The following is an 18,851-nucleotide window of genomic DNA, read 5'->3' as shown; positions in this document are numbered from 1 at the left end:
GCCAAAAGGATATTTTTGATCTGGCGCAAGGAGCGCCCGAATAACTCTAGTCGGCATGGCTGCAGTTCGCGTTTTTTTGCGGGCGCAGCTTTGGCCTGGCAATAAAAAAGCCGCATCCGAGGGATGCGGCTTTGCGGCGGCTGGCGGCAGGTTTATTTGCTGGGGTGTTTGGCCTGCAGCTCTTTGGCAGCGGCCAGGTGTTTTTCCAGCGCCGGGAGCATTTTCTGCGCAAAGGCTTTCAGCTCCGTGGCGCCTTTGACCTGGTCGTCGGTGACGGTGTTGGCTTCTTTCTTGAACAGTTCGATGGTTTCTTCGTGGGCCTTGACCTGGTTGTTGGCGTAGGCTGCATCGAAGGACTCATCGCGCATGTCGAGGATCTTTTCCTTGGCCTGCTTGACCAGGGTGGTGGTGTCCGGGACCTTGATGTCATTGGCCTTGGCAATGCCGGCCAGCTCATCGTTGGCCTTGCCGTGATCGCTGATCATCATGTTGGCGAATGCCTTGATGTCGGCCGACTGGCTTTTTTCCAGGGCGAGGCGACTGGTCTCGATCTCCGAGATGCCACCGGCTGCAGCGTTGTCGACGAAATTGTTCGAGGTGGCGGCGAAGGCACTGCCCATGCCGCTGCTCAAAGCGACAGCCAACACGAGATGACGCAGGTTGAATCCGTCCATTGGTGTTTCTCCACGCAGGTTTTTGTTGACGTTACTCAATGGAGGGAACGGAGCGGGCAAAGGTTTGATCGCGTTTACGACAGGGCGACGAACGGCCACCGCTGGTCTGACAGGTGGTCGACAGAACGGCTCAACCAAGGCCATTCTGATACTGGCTGACGCAATCGGTCGCGTCGGCTGCCGATCAACTGACGGAGGTGTTCCATGCCGGTGACCCATGACCTGTATCAGGACTTGAAACTTACGAAGGAAGAGATCCAGCAAAAACGCACCGAGGATCCATTTCTGGACGCACTGATCAACAAGTATTCCCAGGCGGACGCCGAAGTAGTCAAGGCCGAGACGGCGACCTCGGATGCGCCCAGCGATGACACATTGAAGAAACTCAAAGAAAAACGCCTGCAGGTCAAAGACAAGATCGTCGCGCAGTTGCAGGCTCGATCCTGACCGTCAGTCGCGCCGCCGCCTCTGGGGGTGAAACGACGGGAACGACGACCACGAACGGCACCTCGAATGTTCAGAGTCTTCATTTAGCGACTCTTTGCGAGGTGCCTTATGAACCAACCCAGATTCCCCAGTGAAGAGCAGGGCGCATTCGACCCGGTTCCAACACATCCGGAGCCCAACAGCCCGGCGCACACCACGACCGTGCCTGAAGAGCCGGACAAGGATCTTCCAGAAGACGAAGAACCCGACAAGTTCGACAGATCCGGCAACTGACACACCGCCTTCGCGAGCAGGCTCGCTCCCACAGTTGAAATGCGCTGCCTCTGTGGGAGCGGGCTTGCTCGCGAAGAGGCCAACCCGGTCGATATCATCATCGCCTGACACAGCGCTTTCGCGAGCAAGCTCGCTCGCACCTTTGCCAAGTATTACTTAAGCGCCTCAGCCAACGGCAACCGCGCCATGTGCGAAGCCTTCAGCGACCCCAGGTACAACCAGTCCCCATACTCGCGCGCCGTGGTGATCGGCGAGTAATTGCCGCTGCTGGCGTCCTGCAGGTTGGCGATCACCTTGCCCTGCAGATCCAGCCCCAGCACGAACCCGCGTTTCTCTACTGGCTTGGGCAGCACGGTGAGTGCCCGCACGATCATCTTGCGCACCAGCGGATACCCGGCGGTGCCATCGAGCAAGGCGTTGCGCGGCGCGTAGAGCGCGACCCAGAAGCGGTTGCTGCCATTGAAGGCGAGGTTGTCCGGCAGGCCCGGCAGGTTGTCGATGAACAGGTCGTGAGTCCCCGCCTTGGGGCCGCTCAGCCAGTAACGGCTGATGCGATAGGCGCCGGTTTCATTGACCAGCACATAGGCGTCATCCGGGCCGAGGGTCACGCCGTTGGCGAATTCCAGCTTGTCGAGCAGCACGCTGGTCTTGCCAGTCTGAAAGTCGTAACGCAGCAAACGCCCATCGCCACCGTGTTCGATGATTGCCTCACCGTCATGACCATAGCCCCAGCGACTGCTGGCATCGCTGAAGTAGGCGTAATGCCCGGCCTTGTCGATGGCCACATCGTCGGTGAAGCCGAACGGCAGGCCGTTGGCCTCAGTGGTCAGGGCAATCAGCCGGCCTTGGGCGTCGAGTGACAGCAAGCCCTTGACCCCGTCGGCGATCACCAGCAAGCCGTTGGGATGCCGCGCCAGGCCCAGAGGACGGCCGCCGGTGTCGCTGAGGACTTGGCGCGACTTGCCATCGAGGCTGGTGCGGATCAGCCTTCCGTCATGCAGGCCGGTGATCAGGAAATCGCCTTCCAGCAGCAGGGCTTCCGGGCCATCGATGTCGCCGGGGCCGACCTGTTCGGCGGCTTTGAGCCGCTGGTTTTCGGCGTATGGCCCCTCGCTCAGTGAGGGTGCCGCTGGCGGCTTCCAGGCCACCGGCTGAACCTTGGTTGGCATCAACAGCACAAAGGCGATGACGAGGATGACCAGCAGCAACAGCAGTCGCTTCATGAATGATGCCCCGTCAGCGCCAGGTGCTTGAGTGCCATGTCACGCAGGGCCTGCATCGACGTAGCCGATTCGCGCTCGATGCGCCGCTTCAACAGCAACAGATTGGCAACGCGCATGCCTAATCCGTCGAACCGATAATCCAGGGTGCGCACAAACCGCGTGCCGGCGGCTTCGGCGGTGCATTCATAGGTCAGCAGCAGCGATAAACCGTGATCGCCCCGCGCCCGTGCGCACCAGCGCCGCCCGGGCAGGTATTCGCTGACTTCCCAGCTCAAGTGACCGGCGCGCCCGCCGGCATGGATGTCTTCTTCAAAGCGCGCCCCGGCATGCAACGGGCCTTGCGGGCCGTCGATTTTCAGCGACGACGGGTGCCATTCGGGCCAGTGATGGACGCTGGCGGCGTAACGAAGCACGGCGATCGGCTCGCCAGCGATGTCGATCTGATGCTGCATGCGGGTCATGGGCGGTCTCGAATAACGCAGCGGGGCGGGTTGCGGCTCCCAGTACAGGGTGCCGAACAGGTAATCCATCAACGGCAACACGATGTTGAAATTGCGCTCCTGCATGCGCTCGCGGCGGTGATGCAGTTCATGCAGATGACGCATCTGGCGGATCCACGGCAGGCGGGTCAGCGGATTATTCGGCGGCAGATGCTCGCAGGCGTGAAACACCTCGTAGGTCAGGTAGCCCAGCACCATGCAGCCGCCGAACAGCCCGGCGACGTTGGCGTTGACCTGTGCAAACAGCCACCACAGCGGCAGCGTGATGATCAGCGTATGCACCACGATCAGCCAGGCCGGAAACAGGATCACTCGCCAGTCGCGGGCGCCGTCATAGGTCATGTGCCCGGGCGTGAAAAAGCTGTGGTGGTCACCGGCATGCCGCGCATAAAACAGTTTGGCGAACGTTTTTTTGTGATGGCCGAGATGGCGATGGACCATGTACACGCCAAAGTTGAAGAACAGCAGGGTCAGCGGCACGGTCAGCCATTCCAGCGCTCGTACCTGCTGTACGCTGCTCCAGAACGCGCCGATCGCCAGTACGCCGAACAGCAGCACGAAGGCGCCGTGCAGCCACGGGTTGTACAGCGGATGGATGGCCGCACGGTAGCGGCTGCGGAATGCCTCGGTGGTCTGCCTCAATGCGTTCACCTGTGGGTATTGTTGTTATACCCGGCAGATTAGCCGATCCGGCTGCTTGTGCAGGCCGGACCTTGAGGTCAGTTGCGCCATGCTCCGGTGTAAAGCGGCCGATTCAGCTCAACGGGTTCCAGCGCTGCGACCAGTCGTCATCGGTCTCGATCACCTGACGCAGCAGATCGAAGGCCTGCTGCAGAGTGGCTGAGTCGCGTTCGCGGGCGTACACCAGATAGGTCGGGTAGCCGAATTCCGGGGCCTTGGTCACCGCTTCCAGCGCACCGCTTTCCAGATAGCTGCGCACCACGCGGGTGCGGAAGTAGCCGCTGCCACCGTGTTCGAGGATGTATTGCAGGGCCAGCGGGCCGAGGTTGAAGCTCAGCGCCGCCTTGGCTTTGTCCGGCAGGGCGGCGTCGTGCTGCCGGCGAAAGTCCGGCCCCCAGTCGATGTAGACGTAGGGATCCGGGCGATTCGGGGCACGTACCAGAATGAGTTTTTCCTCCAACACCTGCTCGACTTGCAGGCCGGGCCAGTATTCCGGCTGATAGACCAGTGCGGCATCGAGCACGCCGAGTTCGAGTTGGCGCAGCAGGTTTTCGCCGTCGCGGATTTCCATGCGCAGCGCATGCCCGGGGATTTTCGCGCGCAGTTCAGCCGCCCAACTGAGCATCAACGGGTTGCACAGGCTGACTTCGCCGCCGATGTGCAGCACATTGTGATAACCGTCCAGCAGCGGCAGGTCACGCCGCGCTGCCTCCCAGGTTTGCACCAGTTGGTTGGCGTAAACCACGAAGGCCTCGCCGTTGGCCGTCAACTTTGCGCCGGCGCGGTTGCGCACGAACAGCGTACTGCCCAGTTGGCTTTCGAGCTTCTGCACCCGGGCGGTGATCGCCGTTTGCGTGACGAACAACTTCTGCGCCGCGGCGGCCAGGCTGCCGTGGCGGACGATTTCCAGAAAGGTGCGGGCGAGGTCGATGTCCATGGGCGGGCCGGTGTCTGAGGTGCAGGCATTGTAAGTGCCGGCTCGACACCGCGTCATCGTTCATCGCGAGCAGGCTCACTCCCACAGGGAGCTGCGGTGGCCATGGATTTTATGACCGACACAACCCCCTGTAGGAGTGAGCCTGCTCGCGATGGCGGTCTGTCTGTCAAACCAACATTGACTGACCCATCGCTTTCGCGAGCAAGCCCGGCTCCCACAGGGATCGGTGGTGGCCATGGATTTTGTGACCGACACAAACCCCTGTAGGAGTGAGCCTGCTCGCGATGGCGGTCTGTCTGTCAAACCAACATTGACTGACCCACCGCTTTCGCGGGCAAGCCCGGCTCCCACAGGGAGCTGCGGTGGCCATGGAATTTATGACCGACACAACCCCCTGTAGGAGTGAGCCTGCTCGCGATGGCGGTCTGTCTGTCAAACCAACATTGACTGACCCACCGCTTTCGCGGGTAAGCCCGGCTCCCACAGGGATCGCTGGTGGCCATGGATTTTGTGAGCGATGCAGAAACCTGTGGGAGCCGGGCTTGCCCGCGAAGAGGCCCGCCCGGTCACCGCATTATCAACCCGCCAATTCGACCTTGCGCACTCGCGCCCAGTCCGCGACCAATCGCGCCGGGGTGCCGCAGGCTTTGCGCTTGTAAACGAAATGACTGCACTTCTCGGCGAACTGGTTGCGGTTGTAGAGCATGTCTTCCTGCATTTCCTGCAGCTCGCTTTCCCGGCATTGCTCGATCAGCACCTGATCAGCGCGCAACTTGCGTTCACGCACGGCGGCATAGGTCGGATCGGTCAGCGCCGCGTTGGCCCGTTGCAGCAGCCACAGCGAGAACTCGTCCGGGCAGCGCGGGCCGATTTCCTGGACCATGCCCAGTTGCAGCGCCTGCGTGGCGCTGACCGGCAGACAGGCCTGGGTCAGTTGTTCGGCCATCGTCGGGCCGACCGCGCGGGGCAGGCTGTAGGTCCAGTACTCCGAGCCATACAGGCCCATGCTTTTGTAGTGCGGATTGAGCACGATGTCAGCCCGGGCAAACACAATGTCGGCCGCCAGTGCCAGCATCACGCCGCCGGCCCCGGCATTGCCGGTCACGCCACTGACCACCAGTTGCGGTGCGCTGAGCAGTTCGGCGCATACATCGTCGATCGCCTGAATATTCGCCCAGGCCTCGGCGCCCGGGTCCTGCGCGGCCTGAATCACGTTCAGGTGCACACCGTTGGAAAAGCTGCCGCGCCCGCCTTTGATCAACAGCACCCGGGTGTCACGGGACTTGGCCCAGCGCAGCGCCTCGACCATACGCTGACACTGTTCGGTGCTCATCGCGCCGTTGTAGAACTCGAAGGTCAGCTCACCGACGTGCCCGGACTCGCGGTAGCGGATTGGCTGATACGCCTCCTCGTTGAACGGCTGGTTGGCGATCGACCAGTCGAGGGTTGGCACACCGGCCAACTGCCCCGCCAGCACGTGCCGTGCCGGTTGTTTGAAGGTTTCTTCGCCTGGCAATGGTTTGCGCCGCAGCGAGCCGATCCACAGGCTGTGGTCACCGGTAGCGACGAGCACCGCGTCGTCATGCACCGCGAGGATCTTGCCGGGAATGCCGGTGCGCTGATCAAGGTGCGCGTCGTACACGTAATACTGCCCGCCGGCCAGACTCGCCAGTACCCCGGGCTGGCCGTCGGCGGCGTCGATGCAGCGTTTGATGAAGCGCGAGCAGTCGTGCCAACTGAAGGTGCGATCGTCCTGCTTCATGTTCGGTTGCAAGCGGCCACGGACTTTCGGGTCGGCGTAATCCAGCGCGACCGGAGTGAAGCCGTCGATGAATTTCTCGACCACTTCGCGAATGCACAGAATGGCCGCATCGCTGACGCGACCGTTGTACAGCTCGGACTTGCGCAAACCCGACGGCAGGTTGAATTCGCAGGTGGCCCAGACCGGGCCGGCGTCCATTTCTTCCACCGCTTGCAGGGCGGTCACGCCCCAACGGGTCAGCTCGTTGCTGATCGCCCAGTCCAGCGCACTGGCACCACGATCGCCGACGATGCCCGGGTGGATGATCACCACCGGACGTCGCGCATTGCTCCAGAGTGCGTGCGGCACGCGGTCCTTGAGAAACGGGCAGATCACCAGATCGGCGCCGCTGTGTTCGATCTGTTCGCACACCGATGCTTCGTCGGTGAACACCACGACGCTGGGCGAATGCCCGGCCTGACGCAGTTCCAGCCAGGCGCGTTGGGTCAGGCCGTTGAATGCCGAGGACAGCAGAATAATCTTCAGTGATCGCATGGTTTTCTTCCTTGAAGGGACAGCCGCGGGCTCTCGGTGAGCCGTCCTTGGCTTTCGATGGAGCGCGCAGATTAGTGAGTGCTTCAGGGCGTCCCACTGACCGGGGTCAACGTTGTGTCAGTCAATATTTTTGCGGCGACGGCGCGTCTTATTCTTAATAGTTTGATTATCCTGATTTTTAATTACTTCAAATGTAAGCAGTGCTATTGCACAGTCGCCCCTGATTCAGAGCCGGACGATCCCGGCAGAACGATGGTTTTTCGCAGCGGGTGGGACCCGTTTCAGGGAGCAAGGCATGGGTGATGTTCAGAACCCGCATTACCGGATGATTGGGCAAATGTTCCAAAAGGACTATCGCTGGCTGTGCGCTGCCGTTGGCCGCACGCTGGGTTGCCCACACAATGCACAAGACATCGCATCGGAAACGTTTCTTCGGGTGTTGGCCCTGCCGGACCCGACCGCCATTCGTGAACCAAGGGCACTGTTGACCACCATCGCCCGGCGCCTGGTCTATGAGGGCTGGCGCCGCCAGGACCTCGAACGCGCCTATCTGGAAAGCCTGGCGCTGGCGCCCGAACCGGTGCATCCATCGCCGGAAGAACGGGCGCTGGTGATCGAGGTGCTGCTGGCGGTCGATCGCTTGCTCAACGGTTTGTCGGCCAAGGCCAAGGCCGCGTTTCTCTACCATCAACTGGACGGATTGACCTACAGCGAAATCGGCGAACGCCTCGGCGTTTCAACCAGCCGCGTGCAGCAATACATGGTTGAGGCTTTCAAGCGTTGCTATCAGGCGATGCAGACATGAGGCCGGACGAAGCGGTGATCGATGAGGCGGCGCAATGGATGGCGCTGTTGCAGTCCGGCGAAGCCAGCGCCGGTGAATGCGCGGCGTTCGAGGCATGGCGAGCGGCTGACCCACAGCATCAGCGGATCATCGAACAAATGGGCGGCGGCCTTAGCCTGTTGCGCCATCCGACCCTTCGCGGGTTGCCGCGCAACAGTCTGCTGCACAGCCTGAATGCGCCATCGAGCCGGCGACGTTTTCTCAGCGGCAGCCTGAGTGTGCTCGGCGTCGCCGTGTTGGCCGGGTTGCTCGGACGTCGTTACGGCTGGCTGCCGGAGGCCGGAGAACTGGCGACTGGCACCGGTGAACGACGCAGTTTCACTCTGGAGGATGGCAGTGCGCTGAGTCTGAATGCGCGGACGCGGGTGGTGGCGCAATTCGATCCGCAGCAGCGCCTGTTGGCGTTGCGCAGTGGCGAGTTGCTGGTGGACGTGGCCAAGGATCCTTCGCGACCGTTTGTGGTCGCGACCGAACACGGCCGGATGCGTGCGCTCGGAACGAAATTTCTCGTGCAACAGAGCGATGATTTTACCCGGCTGGTGATGCTGCATTCACAGGTTGAAGTGGTCACGGCTGGCGGTGTGCGGCAAGTGGTGGAGGCGGGGGAGAGTCTGTCGTTCAACGCGCAGGGCATTCTGGCTCTGGAACGCAGCAACGGTCAGGAAGGCGCCTGGGTGCAAGGTCGCCTGGAAGTGCGTGACCGGCCGCTGAGTGAAGTGATCGACAGCCTGCGCCGCTACCGCCGGGGCATCCTGCACCTGAGTCCCGAGGTGGCCGATTTGCGCCTGAGCGGCCTTTATCCGCTCGACGACAGTGACCGCACCCTGCAACTGCTGGAGCGTTCGCTGCCGGTCCGCGTTACCTGGCACAACCCGTACTGGGTCAGCATCGGCGCGCGGTTATAGCCTCATAACTTCTTGGCCTAATCGCCACCCTATAAAAAGCGCCGGCCCGCTGCTCATTCCCTGCAGACGCCTTCAACAGGGAAGCCCCTCGATGCTCTCACTCAAACAACAATTACCTTGCCTGACCCTCGCCGCCGCATTGGCGTTGGGGCTTGGGCCGATCGCGGTTTACGCGCAGGATTCTGCGACCCAGGTTTTCACTTTCGACATTGCCAGCGGGCCGCTCGATGAGGTGCTGCTGGACATTTCGCGCCAGACCGGCGTCCCCATTTCCTTCAGCCAGAACCTGGTGCAAGGCAAGCGCAGCAGTGCGGTGCGCGGTGCGTTGGGCGGACGCCAGGCGGTGGAGAAAGCGCTGCTCGGCAGCGGCCTGCAAGTCGAGCAAAGCGCTCAAGGCCTGAGCGTGCGCGAAGGCGAGGCGCGCACGCCGGTAGCGGCGAAAGTCAGCGCCGTGGCACCGGCCACCAGTGCCGATTACCGCATGGAAAAAGTCACCGTCACCGGCTCGCGAATCGCCCGGGCGCAGAGCGATGGCGCGACCCCGGTCAACGTCATCACCCATGAAGAGATGGAAGCGCGCGGCTACAAGAACGTCTACGACGCGTTGGCCACACAAACGCAAAACACCGGCATGACCCAGGGCGAGGATTACGGCAACACCTGGCAACCGGCGGCCAGCGCGATCAACCTGCGCGGCCTCGGGCCCAACCACACACTGGTGTTGATCAACGGCCGGCGCGTTGCCGATTACCCGACGCCGTACGACGGCAAGGTCAACTTCACCAACCTGGCGAACATTCCATCGGCGGTCATCGACCGTATCGAAATCCTCAGCAGCGGGGCCTCGGCGATCTACGGTTCGGACGCGATTGCCGGGGTGGTCAACATCATCCTCAAGAAGCAGATCAATGGCATCGACGTCAATCTCAAGGGCGGCACCAGCGAGCGCGGCGGTGGCGACAACCAGCGTCTGCAAATCAGCGGTGGCGGCAGTTGGGGCGATTTTGACGGCTTGTTCGGCGTGGAACTGACCAACCGCGATCCGATCTGGGCCGACGACCGTGGCTTCATGCAGAGCGGGCCGCTGGCGGACGTCGGCTACCGCCGCGACCTGAGCAACAACCGCTACCTCGGCCCCGGTTGCGGCGCTTATCAAGGCACCTTCGACAACAAGCTGCTGAACAACGCTGGCCGCTGCCGCACCGATCAGATGTACAACGATTACTGGACCATTCAAACGCAAAAGGAAAACTACGACGGCTACACCCGCGGTACCTGGCACTTCAGTGACAGCGGCCAGGTGTTTGCCGACCTGATGTATGGACTCGATCACATCCAGAACAACACGCGGGGTCCGACCTTCACCTCGCCGGATTTCATCAACCAGAACAGCGGCAATCTGGAGCGCTGGTATCGGCGTTATGGCGAAGAGGAAATCGGTGGTCGCACCAGCAACAACAGCAAGTGGACCGACACGTCATGGACCGGCACCCTCGGCCTCTCGGACAAGATTGCCGACACCGGCTGGCGTTACGATCTGGCGGCCAACCGCTCGGAATACCGCAGCGTCAGGACCACGCGCTACACGCCGCTGGCCTCGATTCAGGACTTCTACCTCGGCCCGCAACTGGGCACGCGTGACGGCTACCCGGTGTTCGCCCCCGATGCTTCACGCCTCGACCGGCCGCTGACGCCTCAGGAATGGGAGCAGTTTCGCAGTAACCTGACCCAGCGCAGCAAGTCGGTCTCGACCAGTTACAACGCTTCGATCAACGGCGATCTGTTTGACTTGCCGGCCGGCCCGGTGGGGTTTGCCGGCGTGCTGGAGGCGGGCAAACAGGAATATCGCGTCGACCCGGATGACGGCCTGAATGACGGCACATTCTATGGCGTGAGCCCGGCGCAAAGTTCCGGTGGTTCGCGCAAGCGTTATGCCGCCGGTGGCGAGTTCAGCATTCCGGTGACCGACACTGTGCTGGCAACAGCCGCTGGGCGTTGGGATCAATACAAGTTCAGCGATCGCAGCGAACAGCAGAAGACCTACAACCTGGGCCTGGAATGGCGCCCGATCAGCAGCCTGTTGCTGCGTGGCAGCTATGGCACCAGTTTCCGTGCACCGGATTTGAACTACATCTACCAATCCGACAGCAACGGCTACTACCCGGCGCAAATCGATTATTACGGTTGCAGCCAGGGTGTGCAGGGCGCGTGTGATCGCGGGCGGGTCGATTACACCCAGAGCGGCACGCCAGACCTTGAGTCCGAGCGCGGCAAATCCTGGACCTACGGTTTTGTCTGGTCGCCGTCGCGCAATTTCGATTTCTCCACGGATTTCTGGCGAGTCGAGATCGACGACCTGCTGACCACCGTCGACGAAAACCGTCTGTTGCAGCAAGAGAACGAATGCCGCAACGGCACCCAGGACATCAACTCGGCCAACTGCCAATCCACCTTGGCACGCATCGACCGCAACCCGGGTAATGCCGCCATCGACCCCAACCAGTTGCAACGGGTGCGGGTCAACGCGATCAACGCCGCCAGCGAGCGGGTCAGCGGCCTGGACTTCAAGAGCAACATCCGCTGGGGCGCGGGCCAGTACGGCGCGTTCAGTTCGGCGCTGGGCTATACGCTGGTGCTGTCGCATTTCTACAAGGAGTCGGACGAGGCACCGACCCAGGACTTGCGCACTTCGCGCACCAACTACGACTGGCGCAGCAAGGTCAACGCCAGCCTGACCTGGGATTATCAGAAGGCCACGGCGACGCTGATGGGCATTCGCTACGGCTCGGTCACCAACGGCGCGGGTGACGGGCGGCTGTCGCCATGGACGGTGTTCAACGCCAGTGCACGCTACAAGCTCAATGAGCGCGCCAGCGTCGGGTTGACGGTGAACAACGTACTCAACCAGATCAAGCACGATGACTCGGCCGGCTGGCCGTATTACCCGACCGGCAACTACGACCCCTACGGGCGGCAGTGGTGGCTGGATGTGAGTTATCACTTCGGTAGTTGAGCACGCAGTTAACGTATTACCGGCAAGTCTGTCAGAACCGTACGGCGACTGCTGAAGGAAGGAAAAGCGGTACGGCTTTACCCGATGCGGAGCGTCGTCGCTTACCAGTACGCGTTGGTGGTGCTGGAGATGGCAGCTCGCGCCTTGGGGGGCAGTCTCGGGCCGAGGATACGCGGTTGCTGAGGGACATCGCATTGGCTTGATGTGTCCTTGCCATTTTTTTGCATAACCTCATCACCCATCGGTCTAAACCGGCCTCTATAAAACACTCCTGTCCATTGCACATCCCTGCATAAACCAAAACGCAGGGATGGCTGTTCATGATCCATTTTTTACCCGTTAGATCCCGTTTGAGCCTGGCCTTGCTGCTGGCAATCAATAGCTTGCCGACAGTCGCTGCCGACGAGCCCACTACTCAGTTGCAACGCGTCGAGGTCACCGGCACGGCGATTCGCCGGGTCGATGCTGAAACGGCAGTGCCGGTCACTATCCTGCGAGTTGAAGAACTGCGCGAGCAGGGGGTGAGCACCACGGAAGAACTGGTGAGCCGGATTTCCGCCAACCAGTCCTCGGTCGGCTCCGGTCGTTCGGTGGGTTCGAGCAGCGGCGGGGCGTCGTATGCCGATTTGCGTGGCATCGGCCCGAACAAAACCCTGGTGCTGCTCAACGGACGGCGGCTGAGCAACAACGCAACCAATGCGATCAATGGTTCCGGCGTTGACCTGAATACCATTCCGTTCGCCGCCATCGACCGCGTGGAGGTCCTGCGTGACGGCGCGTCGGCGTTGTACGGGACCGATGCGATTGGTGGGGTGATCAACTTCATCACCAAGACCAGCCTCACCGAAGGCCAACTGAGTACCAACTACGACACACCAACCCATGCCGGCGGCGGTGAAAGCCGTAATTTCAGCGGCAGCTGGGGCTTCGGTGATTTGCAGGATGACCGCTTCAACGTGTTCGGTGTGGTCAGTTATGACAAGCAGCAACGGCTGGCCGCCGAAGATCGCGGCTACACCTACAACTATCAGCCCGGGCGTGGCCTCGATTACACCTCCGGCACCGCATCGCCGGCCAACTGGAGCCAGGGCAGCAACGCCACCAACCCATTGGCCGGTTCCGGTTGCAACGCGCCCGGCCTGCTGTCGCGCAATGGCATCTGCCGCCAGAGCCTGTGGAACTATCTCGATCTGGTGCCGGAAACCGAAAAGACCTCGGCGTTCGCCAAAGCCACCGGCAAGCTCTCGGACGATCACAACGTCAGCCTCGAATACTTCTGGGCACGCAACGAAAACCGTACGCAGATCGGTCCCGGTACGCTGATGGGCAACCAGGTCAACCCCGGCACGACGTTCTATCCCGGTAACGGCATTACTCCAGGCCCCAACGGTTTTGTCCTCGACCCGACGCAACCGGTGGATGTGAACTGGCGCGAAACCGCGGTCGGCGCTCGCCAACATGAAGACGACAATACCGGCCAGCGTTTGCTGTTGAGCTTCGACGGCAACGTGGTTGGCTGGGATTACAACGTCGGCGCGTCGTACAACCAGAACAAAGTGGTCAATGCCATCGAGGCTGGCTACGTCAACGACCACGCTGTGAGCGCCGGAATTGCCAGCGGCATCATCAACCCGTTTGGCGCGCAGACGGCTGCCGGGCAGGCGTTGCTGGCAGCCAACGCGGTGGATGGCGATTACTCGACGGCGGTCGGACGGGTCAAGGCGATTGACGGGCGAGTCAGCCGCGAGATTGGCGACTGGTTCGGTGCCGGCCCGTCGGCACTGGCGCTGGGCGGCGAGTATCGCAAGGAGGATTTCCATCAGGACTTCGCGCAGTTCGCCGCCGATGTGCAAAGCCTGGGTGTCGATCCGAATGCCAGTGTTGCCGGCGATCGCAGCGTCTCGGCGCAATACGCCGAGGTCAACGTGCCGGTGCTCGACAGCCTCGAATTGTCCGCCGCCGTGCGGCATGACAAGTACAGCGATTTCGGCAGCACCACCAACCCGAAATATTCGTTCCGCTTCCAGCCATTCAAGGAGCTGGTGGTGCGTGGCGCGTACAGCGAAGGTTTCCGCGCGCCGTCGCTGTATGAGTTGTACAACCCAAATTTCACTACCTTCACTGTCGCCAACTACAACGATCCACGGCTGTGCGCCGGTGGCAACCCGAGCAACGGCGGAATCGCCAACCGCGACTGCGCCCAGCAGTTCTACAGTCGCACTGGCGGTAACACTGACCTCAGTCCGGAAACCGCGCGCAACGTCACCCTCGGTTTCGTCTATCAACCGTTCGAGCGCCTGACTACCGGGCTGGATTTCTGGTGGATCAACATTGCCAATCAGATCGCCGAGTTCCCGGAGTCGGCGGTGTTCGAGAACCCCGAACTGTACCCGGATCGCCTGATCCGCAAGCCTGACGGCTCCATCGATCACATCGTCACTGGCCTGGCCAACCTCGGCAAGATCAAGACCAACGGCGTCGATGTCAGCTTCGATTACCGCTTGCCGAGCACTCCATACGGCAATTTCGGCATTGGCCTGCAAGGCACGTACGTCAGTCGTTACGAGTATCAACAGCAACTCAAGGGCGACTACATCGACAAGCTTGGCGATTTCCGTGGCGGCGATTTCGCCTCGGCCGGTGCCGTAGCCCGCTGGCGTCACAGCCTGACCGGCAGCTGGAATTACGGCCCTTACGGCGTTGCCCTGACCAACCGCTACACCAGCGGTTACCACGACTCCGACCGCGAGACTCACGATTACGTCGGCTCATACAACGTCTGGGACCTGGCTGGCACTTACACCTGGCGCAAGACCCTCAGCGTAACCCTCGGCGCGAAGAACCTGTTCGACCGCGAGCCACCGTTCAGCAACCAGACCTACACATTCCAGAGCGGCTACGACCCGAAATACGGCGATCCGTTTGGGCGGACGCTGTACACGCGGGTCAGCTACAAGTTCTGAATCCGCTCAGTGCGGGCGGATTTTAGTCACTTATTGATCTAAGTCCGCCCTATAAAAGTCGCCGACCTGTTGCACATCACAGGTAGGCAGGATGTTTGGTGACTGTGCCGACGCCTTCGCGAGCAAGCCCGCCAAGAGGCCAGTCGCAGCACCGCGTAAAAGGATCTGCCAATGTTCTCCAGGCTCATTTTATTCAGCGCTGTTTCGCTTTTAACCTCATTCGGCTGGGCCACCCCGCAACCAGCGCTGACGGTCTACGGCGAAGCGCCCAAGTACGCCCCCGACTTCCAGCACCTGGCCTACACCAACCCCAACGCCCCCAAGGGCGGTACGCTGCGGCGCTCGTCGCTGGAAAGCGGCCCGTTCGATCACTTGATTCCCTACATCGACAAAGGCACTGGTGTGGCCGAAGTCGACGGCTGGCTCTACGCACCGTTGGCCTATCGCAGCAAGGATGAACCCTACAGCGTCTATGGTCTGGTGGCGCAGCAGATGGAGCTGGATGAGGATCGCCGCTGGCTGCGTTTCTACCTCAATCCCGAGGCCAGGTTTGACGACGGCACGCCGATCACCGCCGAAGACGTGCGCTACACCTTCGAACTGCTCACCACTCAGGGCAGCCTGAAATACCGTCAGCAGTTTCGTGATGTCGCCGAGGTGCAGGTCGAATCGCCGACGCAAGTGCGCTTCCTGTTCAAGAACAACGACAGCCGCACCTTGCCGCTGGATCTGGCGACGCTGCCAGTGCTGCCCGAGCACTGGTGGCGCACGCGCAACTTCGCCGAGGGTGCCGGTTTCGAGATCCCGCCGGGCAGCGGCCCGTACCGCATCAGCACGGTGGATGCCGGGCGCAGCGTGAAATTTCAGCGCGTTGTCGACTGGTGGGCCAAGGACCTGCCGATCACTCGCGGGCTGTACAACTTCGATCACATGAGCGTGGAGTTCTTCGCCGACACCGATGTTTCCCGGCAAGTATTGAAGGCCGGCGGCTTCGACTACAACCGCGAGTTTTCCGCGACCAGCTACACCATCGGTTATGCCGGGGCGGCGCTGGAGCAGGGCAAGCTGCTCCGTGAACACCTGGCACCGGGGGCCGCGCAGGGTTCGCAAGGTTTCGTGTTCAATCTGCAAAAACCGCTGTTTCAGGATCGCCGGGTGCGTCAGGCCATCGCCATGCTCTGGGACTTCGAGTGGAGCAATCGGCAGATGATGCGCGGCATGTACCTGCGCCAGCGCAGTTACTTCTCGCACAGTGCGTTGGCGGCCACCGCGTTGCCGGATGCCGAGGAGCTGAAAATCCTCGAACCGTGGCGTGGCCAGATTCCTGATGAGGTGTTCACTCAAGTGTTCGAAGCGCCAAAAACCGACGGCAGCGGCAATGTCCGCGCCGAGCAGTTGCAGGCGTTGAAACTGCTGGAAGCGGCCGGCTGGAAACCCCATGGTGATCAGTTGGTCAACGCCGATGGCGAGCCGCTGCAGTTCACCTTCCTCAACGGCCAGAAAGGTTTCGAGCGCTTGCTGTTGCCGTTCAAGCGCAACCTGGCGCAGATCGGTATCGGCTTCGATATTCGCCAGGTCGACACCGCGCAATACACCAACCGTGTGCGCAATCGCGACTACGACATGATCGTGGTCGGCTATCCGGTGAGTCAGGCGCCGGGGCGCGAGATGTTCAATTACTTCGGTGCCGACGGTGCGGACGATCCTGGCTCCAACAACTACATGGTGCTGCGTGATCCCGTGGTCGATACGTTGCTCGAAGGGCTGGTGCAGGCCGACAACCGCGACAGCCTGTTGCGTCATGCCCACGCTTTGGATCGGGTGTTGCAGTGGGGCTACTACTGGATTCCCAACTACTACCCGCCGGGGATTTCCACCGTGTGGTGGAACCGTTTCGGCCGCCCGGCAACGGCACCGCTGTACGACGCCGGCCTCGACACCTGGTGGGAAATCAGCCCGACCGCGCTGACGGCCACGCAAATGCAGCAACAGCAAAAGGATTACGCCCATGTGGGGTTATAGCCTGCGGCGTCTGCTGCTGATTGTGCCGACCTTGCTCGCCATTCTATTGGTCAATTTCGTCATCGTGCAGGCGGCGCCGGGTGGCCCGGTAGAGCAGGCGATTGCGCGCTTGCAGGGCATCGGCGTCGGTGCTGTGGTGGGCGGTGGTCATGTGGAAACCATCGGCGGCGAATCCCGCGCGACCCGTGGCCTCGATCCGAAACTGGTGGCTGACATCGAGCGCCAGTACGGCTTCGACAAACCGGCCGGTGAGCGCCTGTGGCTGATGCTTGAAAGCTACGCGCAGCTGGATTTCGGCCAGAGCTTTTTCCGCGGAGCCAGCGTCACCGAACTGATCTGGCAGAAACTGCCGGTGACCTTGTCGCTGGGCCTGTGGGCGACGCTGATCACCTATCTGGTGTCGATTCCGCTGGGCATTCGCAAAGCGGTGCACAACGGCTCGGCGTTCGATGTCTGGAGCAGCGTGGCGATCATCATTGGCTACGCGATGCCGGGTTTTCTGTTTGCGCTGCTGCTGATCATCGTATTTGCCGGTGGCAGTGCACTGGACTGGTTCCCGGTGCGCGGACTGGTCTCGGACAACTTTGCCGAGCTGACGCCGTGGGCCAAGGTCGCGGACTACTTCTGGCATCTGGTGTTGCCGGTCACCGCGCTGGTCATCGGCGGGTTCGCCACGCTGACCATCCTGACCAAGAACAGTTTTCTCAACGAGATCTCGAGGCTGTACGTGGTGACGGCGCGGGCCAAGGGGCTGAGTGAGCGTCAGGTGTTGTACGGCCATGTGTTTCGCAACGCGATGCTGCTGGTGGTTGCCGGTCTGCCCCAGGCGCTGGTGACGGTGTTTTTCGGTGGTTCGCTGTTGATCGAAGTGATCTTCTCCCTCGATGGCCTCGGCCGTCTCAGCTACGAAGCGGCGGTGTCGCGCGACTACCCGGTGGTGTTCGGTTCGCTGTTCATCTTCACCCTGTTCGGCCTGCTGATAAAACTGCTCGGTGACCTGTGCTACAGGCTGGTCGACCCGCGCATCGACTTCACCGCGAGGACTGCCTGATGCTGACTCTATCTCCCATCGGACAGCGCCGCTGGGCGCGGTTCAAGGCGCATCGACGTGGCTGGTGGTCGTTGTGGCTGTTTCTGCTGTTGTTCGGCCTGAGCCTGGGCGGCGAATTGATCGGCAATGACAAACCGTTGCTGGTCGAGTATCAGGGCCAGTGGTACTTCCCGGCGTTCAAGCGCTACACCGAGCAGGATTTCGGCGGTGAGCTGGCGTTTCAGCCGGACTACCGCAGTGCGCAGGTGCGGCAGCTGATCGAGGGGCAGGGCGGGCGTCTGTGGTTTGCGCCGATTCCGTTCGGTTTCGACACGGTGAATTACGACCTGACCGAGCCGGCGCCGAGTCCACCGAGCCTGAGCAACTTGCTCGGGACTGACGATCAGGCGCGGGATGTACTGGCGCGGGTGATCTTCGGGACGCGGGTGTCGTTGCTGTTTGCGCTGGCGCTGACCGCCGCGAGTGCGCTGATCGGCATCGTCGCCGGCGCTTTGCAGGGCTATTACGGTGGCTGGGTTGATCTGCTCGGGCAGCGGTTGTTGGAGGTGTGGTCGGGGCTGCCGGTGTTGTATCTGCTGATCATCCTGTCCGGCTTCGTCGAGCCGAACTTCTGGTGGCTGCTGGGGATCATGGTGCTGTTTTCCTGGCTGAGCCTGGTTGACGTGGTGCGCGCCGAGTTCCTGCGCAGTCGTGGCCTGGAGTACGTGAAAGCCGCGCGGGCGCTGGGGGTTGGCGATGCGCAGGTGATCAGCCGCCACATTCTGCCCAATGCGATGAGCGCGACCCTGACGTACCTGCCGTTCATTCTCACCGGGGCGATTGCCACGCTGTCGGCGCTGGATTTCCTCGGTTTCGGCATGCCCGCTGGCAGCGCTTCGCTGGGCGAGCTGATCGGTCAGGGCAAGAGCAATCTGCAAGCACCGTGGTTGGGGCTGACCGCGTTTTTTGCGTTGGCGCTGATTCTTTCTCTGTTGGTATTTATCGGCGAAGCCTGCCGAGATGCGTTTGACCCCAGGACTTGA

Annotated in this window: 14 protein-coding genes; 9 read left to right on the top strand and 5 right to left on the bottom strand. The window is 61.7% G+C overall.

Annotated features, from left to right (window positions below):
- Positions 1 to 152 precede the first annotated feature (152 nt).
- Positions 153 to 674 carry a DUF4142 domain-containing protein gene (locus AC0J41_RS13760; protein ID WP_025112565.1) on the bottom strand — a complete coding sequence of 174 codons (522 nt, stop codon included), beginning with the start codon at positions 672 to 674 and terminating at the stop codon, positions 153 to 155.
- A gap of 204 nt (positions 675 to 878) precedes the next feature.
- On the opposite strand from AC0J41_RS13760, the gene AC0J41_RS13755 reads away from it, so the two are divergent.
- Positions 879 to 1,121 (top strand): HP1242/YdcH family protein, encoded by a 243-nt coding sequence (locus AC0J41_RS13755; RefSeq protein WP_003225561.1) that lies wholly within the window; start codon positions 879 to 881, stop codon positions 1,119 to 1,121.
- A 108-nt stretch (positions 1,122 to 1,229) separates the two neighbouring features.
- Positions 1,230 to 1,394 (top strand): hypothetical protein, encoded by a 165-nt coding sequence (locus AC0J41_RS13750; RefSeq protein ID WP_473015932.1) that lies wholly within the window; start codon positions 1,230 to 1,232, stop codon positions 1,392 to 1,394.
- 152 nt (positions 1,395 to 1,546) lie between these two features.
- Here AC0J41_RS13750 and AC0J41_RS13745 read toward each other — a convergent pair whose 3' ends face one another.
- From AC0J41_RS13745 to AC0J41_RS13730, 4 genes are all read right to left on the bottom strand, one after another.
- On the bottom strand, positions 1,547 to 2,617 hold the full coding sequence (locus AC0J41_RS13745) for an SMP-30/gluconolactonase/LRE family protein (RefSeq protein WP_473015931.1): 1,071 nt from the start codon (positions 2,615 to 2,617) through the stop codon (positions 1,547 to 1,549).
- A complete protein-coding gene (locus AC0J41_RS13740) occupies positions 2,614 to 3,759 on the bottom strand; it encodes a sterol desaturase/SRPBCC family protein (protein ID WP_025112563.1) in 1,146 nt (381 codons plus the stop codon). Before AC0J41_RS13740 ends, AC0J41_RS13745 begins: the two co-directional genes overlap by 4 nt.
- A gap of 112 nt (positions 3,760 to 3,871) precedes the next feature.
- The gene (locus tag AC0J41_RS13735) at positions 3,872 to 4,735 is read right to left on the bottom strand and encodes a LysR family transcriptional regulator (RefSeq protein WP_473015930.1); all 864 of its coding nucleotides are present in this window, start codon (positions 4,733 to 4,735) and stop codon (positions 3,872 to 3,874) included.
- A 577-nt stretch (positions 4,736 to 5,312) separates the two neighbouring features.
- Complete coding sequence (locus AC0J41_RS13730; protein ID WP_473015929.1) at positions 5,313 to 7,031, bottom strand: hydrogenase maturation protein; 1,719 nt, start codon at positions 7,029 to 7,031, stop codon at positions 5,313 to 5,315.
- Between the two features lie 295 nt (positions 7,032 to 7,326).
- On the opposite strand from AC0J41_RS13730, the gene AC0J41_RS13725 reads away from it, so the two are divergent.
- The 7 genes from AC0J41_RS13725 to AC0J41_RS13695 all read left to right on the top strand — a co-directional run bounded on the left by AC0J41_RS13725 (position 7,327) and on the right by AC0J41_RS13695 (position 18,851).
- Complete coding sequence (locus AC0J41_RS13725; protein ID WP_473015928.1) at positions 7,327 to 7,836, top strand: sigma-70 family RNA polymerase sigma factor; 510 nt, start codon at positions 7,327 to 7,329, stop codon at positions 7,834 to 7,836.
- Positions 7,833 to 8,780, top strand: a complete 948-nt coding sequence (locus tag AC0J41_RS13720; RefSeq protein WP_473015927.1) for a FecR domain-containing protein — start codon at positions 7,833 to 7,835, stop codon at positions 8,778 to 8,780. The genes AC0J41_RS13725 and AC0J41_RS13720 overlap by 4 nt, the downstream gene beginning before the upstream one ends.
- 91 nt (positions 8,781 to 8,871) lie before the next feature.
- Positions 8,872 to 11,793, top strand: coding sequence for a TonB-dependent receptor (locus AC0J41_RS13715; RefSeq protein ID WP_025112559.1), 2,922 nt, complete (start codon positions 8,872 to 8,874; stop codon positions 11,791 to 11,793).
- Between the two features lie 320 nt (positions 11,794 to 12,113).
- On the top strand, positions 12,114 to 14,756 hold the full coding sequence (locus AC0J41_RS13710) for a TonB-dependent receptor (RefSeq protein ID WP_473015926.1): 2,643 nt from the start codon (positions 12,114 to 12,116) through the stop codon (positions 14,754 to 14,756).
- A gap of 171 nt (positions 14,757 to 14,927) precedes the next feature.
- Positions 14,928 to 16,778 (top strand): extracellular solute-binding protein, encoded by a 1,851-nt coding sequence (locus tag AC0J41_RS13705; RefSeq protein ID WP_473015925.1) that lies wholly within the window; start codon positions 14,928 to 14,930, stop codon positions 16,776 to 16,778.
- On the top strand, positions 16,765 to 17,829 hold the full coding sequence (locus AC0J41_RS13700) for a microcin C ABC transporter permease YejB (protein WP_473015924.1): 1,065 nt from the start codon (positions 16,765 to 16,767) through the stop codon (positions 17,827 to 17,829). The genes AC0J41_RS13705 and AC0J41_RS13700 overlap by 14 nt, the downstream gene beginning before the upstream one ends.
- Positions 17,829 to 18,851, top strand: coding sequence for an ABC transporter permease (locus AC0J41_RS13695; RefSeq protein WP_473015923.1), 1,023 nt, complete (start codon positions 17,829 to 17,831; stop codon positions 18,849 to 18,851). The genes AC0J41_RS13700 and AC0J41_RS13695 overlap by 1 nt, the downstream gene beginning before the upstream one ends.

Source organism: Pseudomonas sp. Arb-4-2C, assembly GCF_055755015.1.
This window is presented reverse-complemented; position numbering and strand designations above follow the sequence as displayed.